The sequence below is a fragment of the Streptomyces sp. NPDC088252 genome (assembly GCF_044740965.1).
Taxonomy (GTDB): domain Bacteria; phylum Actinomycetota; class Actinomycetes; order Streptomycetales; family Streptomycetaceae; genus Streptomyces.
This window is the reverse complement of record NZ_JBIURS010000062.1, coordinates 1-5,783: the sequence shown is the minus strand read 5'-3', so window position 1 is coordinate 5,783 and position 5,783 is coordinate 1. Positions and strand designations below refer to the sequence as shown.

Here is a 5,783-nt window from a genome sequence, read left to right as displayed (position 1 = left end):
CGACGGTGTTCACCGAGACGCGCCATCCTTCCCGCAGGAGCCTGATCCAGACCTTCGGTGAGCCATAGGTGCCGCCCGAGCCCTCGAAGATCTGCCTGCCACTGCTCAAGCAGTGCCTTGACATCGTGATCCTTCCGCTACATACCGGATCTCGATGATCCCGCTCCGTGCACGGTCCCGGGCCTGGTCTGCATAACTACCTGATCCATATCCGGCCATATCCGCACAGCCTTGGCTCATATCGGAAGGAGCTGTCGCCCGGAGCAGCCGTGGGACTCTCCGAAGAGGCATTGCGGGGGACAAGCTGACCAACCCGCAGCGCGCCACCCTTGCAGAGCTGGGCACTCGTTTGGGTGACTGAGGCCGATTGGCCCCCTGCGGATCCCTGGCGGCTGAGAGCATCCCAGGGCCAGTAGCGACTTTTTGTGAGAGGAACTCCTTATGTCTGTGCCTGCCACTGGGTCCACCGGGATCGCTTCCCAGCCCAAGACGGCTCCCAGTACTCCCCCTGGAGAGGAGAGCCTCCTGGATCTCCTGGCCGGTCTCCCACTCGTCGGCGGCCTCCTGGGCAGCCTGTCGGACCGCCGCGCGAAGACTGACGTCACCCCGGTGCGCTGGGACCGTTGATCACCACATGGTGGCGTGCCGTCCGCGATGCGCGGGCGGCACGCCGTGATCCCCTGTCCCGCGCGCGGGCCGCCGCCGGTCCGGCGGGGATGGCGTCCGCCGCCACCCCTGCCACCACCGGCCCCGCCGAGGCCGTCAACGGCTACCAGGTCCTGGACGACGTCCTGCGTCTGCCGGTCAGTACCTGGCGCTACCACTGGGACCCGCCGCACGTCCGCCACCTCGGACCGATGGCGCAGGACTGGCACGCCGCCTTCGGTCTCGGCGACAACAACGTCACCATCTCCGCTACCGACACCAACGGCGTCGCCCTCGTCTGCATCCAAGCCCTGAACCGCCGCATCGACGACCTCACCGCCCGGGTCGAGACACTAGAGGCGCAGGCCAGGGGAGCGTTCCCGGACGAGTCACCGGACCGCGATGACGAACGCCGTACCTCTGCGGACAGCTGTTCCGATTCCCGATGAGGACCGTACGGCAGCTTGACCGGGAGTCCCCGGCGGCCGAGCGGGAGAGCCGCACGATCGTCCATGTCCACGGCATCGCCGTCCACCCGGAGCGGACTCCCACGTCCTCCAGATGTGGTAGCCGCTCCACCGGGACATCGGCACGACGCAGACCACCATGCCGGACCGCTCGCAGGTCGAGGTCATCACCGGGGCTCTGGAGCCTCCTACGCCGTGGAGCAGGAACTGGCGCACCCCGGTCACCACGTTCTGGATCCGGGCCAGCTGCCGGGCTGGCTCCGCTCCCGGCCCCGCCAGCACCAGCCCGTGCCCGGCAGGCCGGTCGACGCCGGTCGCCTCCTTCGAGCCGAACTTCAACCAGACCAGGAACAGCACGAACTCCTCCGCCGCCACCCGCCAGTCCCGGCCGGTCCGCGCACACCAGCGCAGGAACAGGGCAACGTGCCCGGCGTAGGTCCGGGTCGTCAGCTCTTCCTGGTCCCGGCCGAACCGGACGTGCCGTAGGAAGGCGTCCGCGTCCGGCACCACCGCGTAGTTCTCGTCGACCACCGTCCAATACCAGATGCCAGACGGCAGCCTCACAGGAAAGGCCCGCAAGGGTCTCCTCCGATCTCATCTGCAACATGCCGCAACGATCACGACAGCCCCAGAGATGCGGAGAAGAACCCCAGGTCACCCGATGCGATGCATCGTCACACCACACTCGGCGACGCCCGGGAGAACGACCACCAGAAGCACCTTCCCTGGGGTCGGTGGCGACGCGGTCGCGGACGACGTCGACGTAGGACTGGGAGCCGAAGCCGCGGACTACCAGGACCGGGATGCCGTACTCGGCCAGCCAGCCGGTGAGCAGCTGCCGGAGCGTGTCCTTTTCGGCAGCGACGTACACCGCATGCGACTGGCCGATCGTGCGGTCCAGGCCGAACCAGTCGGCGCTCTCGCGCAGGAACGAGCCCGCGTCCGTCCAGGCCGGTGGGACGTGAACTTCGCGCAGGGTGTCGATCAGGTCGGGAAAGCGCCCCTCGCGGCGGGCCTGGGCGAGGTGGGAGGACAGGTGCCGGTACATCGACGGCGTGTGCGGCAGCACGCCCTCGGAAGCGAGCCGGTACATGACCTGACGCAGCGTGCCCTCGTAGCCCTCCACGATCTGCCGGGCACGGTCCACGACGACAGCCCATCGGATCCGTTCACGTGCCATACCGGTACTTGTACCCCTTCGCGGCCGTCGTGCGCTCCCGGCGCTGGTCAGAGGCTGGTCTGGGCGACTGCGGCGCGGAACTCCTGTGTCATCAGGGCCACCGAGCCGCGTTGTACGGGCGCCGGGCCTGGCTCGCCCCATACCTTGTGCAGCGCGGCGCGCATCCGGTCGTTCATGGCGTCGTTGATAGCGACGCTGTGTTCCTCGGGCGCCTCGCGGGTGTCCGAGACGGCGACCACTGAGCGCCATAGTTGGCCGGTGAGCGTTCTACGTGGCCAGTCTGAGCGTTCGGGGCCGACGAGCGCTTGGCGTGGCGTGATCGCAGTATCCGAGCCGTCGTCTCGGATATCGACGGGATACCCGATGTGATCAACTCGCCGCTACAGTGCCGCCATGACGACCGCACCTCACCGCAGGTTCTCGGCCCGCATCAACCGAGCCGAAACCGAATTCGACGGACCGTTTGAGGGCGTGCCCCCGCAGAGCCCCGATGCCCCGAAGCTCGCGCTCCGGGCAGATGCCTGGGCAGCGCACATCGGCGGTGCGCAGGCAGCACGTTGAGCGAAGAGCCCGTCTTCATCCGGAGCAAGTTGGGAACCAGCCGGTACGTCTACAACCACCGCAACCCGGTTGGTCTCGCACTCATCATCCTCACGCCGCTTGTCGCGCTCGGCGTGCTGTTCGGTATGCAGGCCGAGTCGACGTGGAGTGAGGGCGAACTCCGCGACGCCGTCCGCAAGGGCGTCCAAGATCTAGGCGTCAAACGGCACTACACAAGCCTGGAGGGCAACCACGGCTTCCTGATCGCGGAGGCGATCCGGGAGAGCGGCATCGGGCCAGGGCACGGCGTCGACACGCGTGAAGAGGAGGGCGGAGGCTACACGGTGAGCACTGAGGACACCGAGACGGAGTACTGCGTCCGCATCACTCTGACCCTGGACGAGCAGCCCCCCGTAGTCTTCCCGGGGGCCGAGGACCGGCCGCCCCCCGACCCGGGGATGCTCGCGTTCTACCTCTCCCACGCGACCTTCAGCAAGGGCTCTTGCCACTGACCTGGTGATCCTTCTGAAGCCCCTGCTGCGGGCGATGGCGCGCAAACCGTCGATGTAGCCGCCGGCCGCTGGGGGCCGGCGGTGGTCCGATTCTCAGGTGAGGAACAGCACCCCTACCAGCTGCTGCTGTGCTTCGGTGTCAGGAAGCGGCTGCAGTGAGGCACCGGCGATGTTGTGCACTCCGGAACGATGTCGTGCATCCATGCGGAAAGTGCACGGCATTGTCGGGGGGCATCGGCCGCATCGAGTGCGCCGCACCGGGTGCACTCAGCGGCTGGCTTCTGGCCCGTGGTGTCGGTCCGGCTGTTGGGGGTGGTGCGCGCGCTGGTCGTCCTCGCGCATCGGGTGCGGTGCGGCGGTGTCCTCCCGGTCGGCGTAGCGGTTCATGGTCTCGTGGGCGTGGTCGGCCGCTCTGGCGAAGGCGTCCTGGAGACGGCGGAGTCGTTCGTCGGTGAGTTCGAGGGCTTCCACGTCGGCGCGCGACGCCTTCAGGGCTCGCAGTGCCGTCAGGTCGATCCCCGGTCGTGGCCCGGCCTCCGGCTCCTGGTCGTCGTGCTCGGGGTCGGCGTCCCGGTGCGCGAGCAGCTGCTCGGGCATCGCGGCCTGCTGGTGCGCGACGACGTCGTACGCCGGGCCCCGCACGGCGGTGGCGGTGGTGGTGGTGGTGCGCAGCTTCTCCCTCACCACCGCGCCGGCGAGGACGGCCCGGTCGTAGCTCAGCGGGAGGCGTGGTATCTCCCACTCCCCCGCGTCCTGGTCCTGGCGCCGGGACGCAGCCGGCTCGACGGGATCGGCCGGGGGTTGCCGGTCCGGGTCGGGCGCGGGGGTGGGTGGGCGGCGCCGGGCGGGGAGGTCGGAGAGCGCCCACCGGGCGGTGTAGAGGCGGTAGCCGGGCTCCAGGCCGCGCGCGGTCTTCGGGTCGCTGATGTCCAGGCAGTGCGCGGAGATGGCGGCGGCCACGATCCGGTCGTCCAGGCCGGGGTCGCGGCGGCGGCCGCGAAGGACGAGGGCGAGGTGGCGGCGGGCTTCGGCGAGCAGGTGCCGACGGTGGAACCGGCCGCCGTCGTTCATCACGAACACCGTCGCGGTGACGTCGACGGCCGCCAGGGCGACGTCGACCACGGCGGCGACCCGGGCCCGGATCGCCGCAGCCGCGGCACGGGCGTACTCGAGAAGGGAGTTGATGATGTCGACGGCCACCCTGGAGGTGGCAATCGCGCTCTCCTTCCAGTCGGCGCGCAGCTGGGTAAATGATCGGGCCTTCTTCTTGGGAGGGCGGGTCATCTTCGCCGCGATCCCGTTCAGCTTGGCGCGGGCCCGCTCGGAGACCACCGGCAGGAAGCGGGGCTCGCCGTCGTCGTCGACGGTGGTGACGTACTCGTGCTCCAGCTCGGAGAGGCAGGCGGCGATCTGGTCGCTGCGCCGGGAGGTCCAGCGGATCAGCTCGTGCGGCACCCCGGCAATCTCCATGACCGGCCGGCGACCCGGGGTGACGGTGCGCGGCTCGGTCGCCAGCCCCAGCGCCTCGCAGACCTCAGCGGTCACGAGCTCGTTGTAGAGCGCGGAGGCGGCGACGGTGTTCTTCAACCCCGCCTTAACCTCACCCCACGCGCCCGACTCCCTCACCCCACGCCCTTCCCTCGGCGGACACCGACACCGACCACCGTGCCGCCGCGCAGCCATCGAAGGATCAGAAGTGCCGTTCCCGAGACAGCGGCACGGGGCGGGGTGTACCACCCCATGACAGCCACACCCTCCCCAGGTACCGCCCCGTGTCAGTGACCACGTTCTACCTCAACACCCGACCAGCGAAAAGACCCCTACCTGACATACCGTCACTGAAACCAACCCACTGACACCAAACCGGCACATCGCACGGTGCTGAGCGAGTGACGTCGAGCGGTCAGCCCGCCCGGCCGGGCGCGGAATATCCCGGGCCGGGCGGACATCATGCATCTGGAGACGGCACCGACTGCCGGGCGCTGTTCCGCGTCGGCAGTCGGCGCCGCACCCCGTGGCGGATCAGATGCCGGGACCTGCCGCATACGTGAAGGCGCCGGCGTCCGTGGCTGTGCCCGCAGGGTTGGAGAGAGTGACGTCGACCGCACCGACGGCGCCGGGCGGGGTGACGGCGGTCACCGTCGTCGCGTTGATGACCGAGAACGGTGCCAGCGCTCCGCCGAACGTGACCTGGCTCGTCGAGGTCAGGTTGGTGCCTGTGATGGTCACCGCGGTCCCGCCGGACGTCGGTCCGGAAGTCGGCGTGATTGCGGTGATGGTCGGGGCGTCGATGTAGGTGTACGACAGACCGTTGTTGGTGCCTCCGGCGGTCGTCACGCTGACGCCCACCGACCCGGCTGCCGCACCCGCGGGCACGACGACGCTGATCTGGCTGTCCGACAGCACCGTCGGCGTCGCGGAGTTGGCACCGAAGGACAC

9 protein-coding genes are annotated in these 5,783 nt (G+C 69.3%); 4 read left to right on the top strand and 5 right to left on the bottom strand.

From position 1 onward, the window contains the following. On the bottom strand, positions 1–124 hold a 124-nt coding region (locus ACIOHC_RS43715; protein ID WP_365694742.1), incomplete at its 3' end, for a transposase. A 317-nt stretch (positions 125–441) separates the two neighbouring features. Between ACIOHC_RS43715 and ACIOHC_RS43710 the strand changes: the two genes are divergently transcribed. Both ACIOHC_RS43710 and ACIOHC_RS43705 read left to right on the top strand, forming a co-directional pair. After that, complete coding sequence (locus ACIOHC_RS43710) at positions 442–627, top strand: hypothetical protein (RefSeq protein ID WP_401847011.1); 186 nt, start codon at positions 442–444, stop codon at positions 625–627. Then, a complete protein-coding gene (locus tag ACIOHC_RS43705) occupies positions 624–1,094 on the top strand; it encodes a tail fiber domain-containing protein (RefSeq protein ID WP_365694740.1) in 471 nt (156 codons plus the stop codon). Before ACIOHC_RS43710 ends, ACIOHC_RS43705 begins: the two co-directional genes overlap by 4 nt. On the opposite strand, the gene ACIOHC_RS43700 is transcribed toward ACIOHC_RS43705, so the two are convergent. Together ACIOHC_RS43700 and ACIOHC_RS43695 are read right to left on the bottom strand one after the other, a co-directional pair. Further along, positions 1,035–1,676 (bottom strand): hypothetical protein, encoded by a 642-nt coding sequence (locus ACIOHC_RS43700; protein WP_365694738.1) that lies wholly within the window; start codon positions 1,674–1,676, stop codon positions 1,035–1,037. The genes ACIOHC_RS43705 and ACIOHC_RS43700 overlap by 60 nt on opposite strands. A 663-nt stretch (positions 1,677–2,339) precedes the next feature. Next, positions 2,340–2,531, bottom strand: coding sequence for a hypothetical protein (locus tag ACIOHC_RS43695; RefSeq protein WP_365694736.1), 192 nt, complete (start codon positions 2,529–2,531; stop codon positions 2,340–2,342). 154 nt (positions 2,532–2,685) lie between these two features. On the opposite strand from ACIOHC_RS43695, the gene ACIOHC_RS43690 reads away from it, so the two are divergent. Together ACIOHC_RS43690 and ACIOHC_RS43685 are read left to right on the top strand one after the other, a co-directional pair. After that, positions 2,686–2,853, top strand: a complete 168-nt coding sequence (locus ACIOHC_RS43690; RefSeq protein WP_365694734.1) for a hypothetical protein — start codon at positions 2,686–2,688, stop codon at positions 2,851–2,853. Next, positions 2,850–3,344, top strand: coding sequence for a hypothetical protein (locus ACIOHC_RS43685; protein ID WP_401847007.1), 495 nt, complete (start codon positions 2,850–2,852; stop codon positions 3,342–3,344). Before ACIOHC_RS43690 ends, ACIOHC_RS43685 begins: the two co-directional genes overlap by 4 nt. 267 nt (positions 3,345–3,611) lie before the next feature. Here the strand turns inward: ACIOHC_RS43685 and ACIOHC_RS43680 are convergent, their stop codons facing one another. Beyond that, the gene (locus tag ACIOHC_RS43680) at positions 3,612–5,027 is read right to left on the bottom strand and encodes a relaxase domain-containing protein (RefSeq protein ID WP_401847004.1); all 1,416 of its coding nucleotides are present in this window, start codon (positions 5,025–5,027) and stop codon (positions 3,612–3,614) included. A 339-nt stretch (positions 5,028–5,366) separates the two neighbouring features. Then, positions 5,367–5,783: IPT/TIG domain-containing protein (locus tag ACIOHC_RS43675; RefSeq protein WP_365694728.1), on the bottom strand; the 417-nt coding region annotated here is incomplete at its 5' end.

Bases quoted from the DNA above. Each gene is read 5' to 3' on its own strand.
- ACIOHC_RS43710 (WP_401847011.1), top strand. From the start codon at position 442: ATGTCTGTGCCTGCCACTGGGTCCACCGGGATCGCTTCCCAGCCCAAG.
- ACIOHC_RS43690 (WP_365694734.1), top strand. From the start codon at position 2,686: ATGACGACCGCACCTCACCGCAGGTTCTCGGCCCGCATCAACCGAGCC.
- ACIOHC_RS43680 (WP_401847004.1), bottom strand. From the start codon at position 5,027: ATGGCTGCGCGGCGGCACGGTGGTCGGTGTCGGTGTCCGCCGAGGGAA.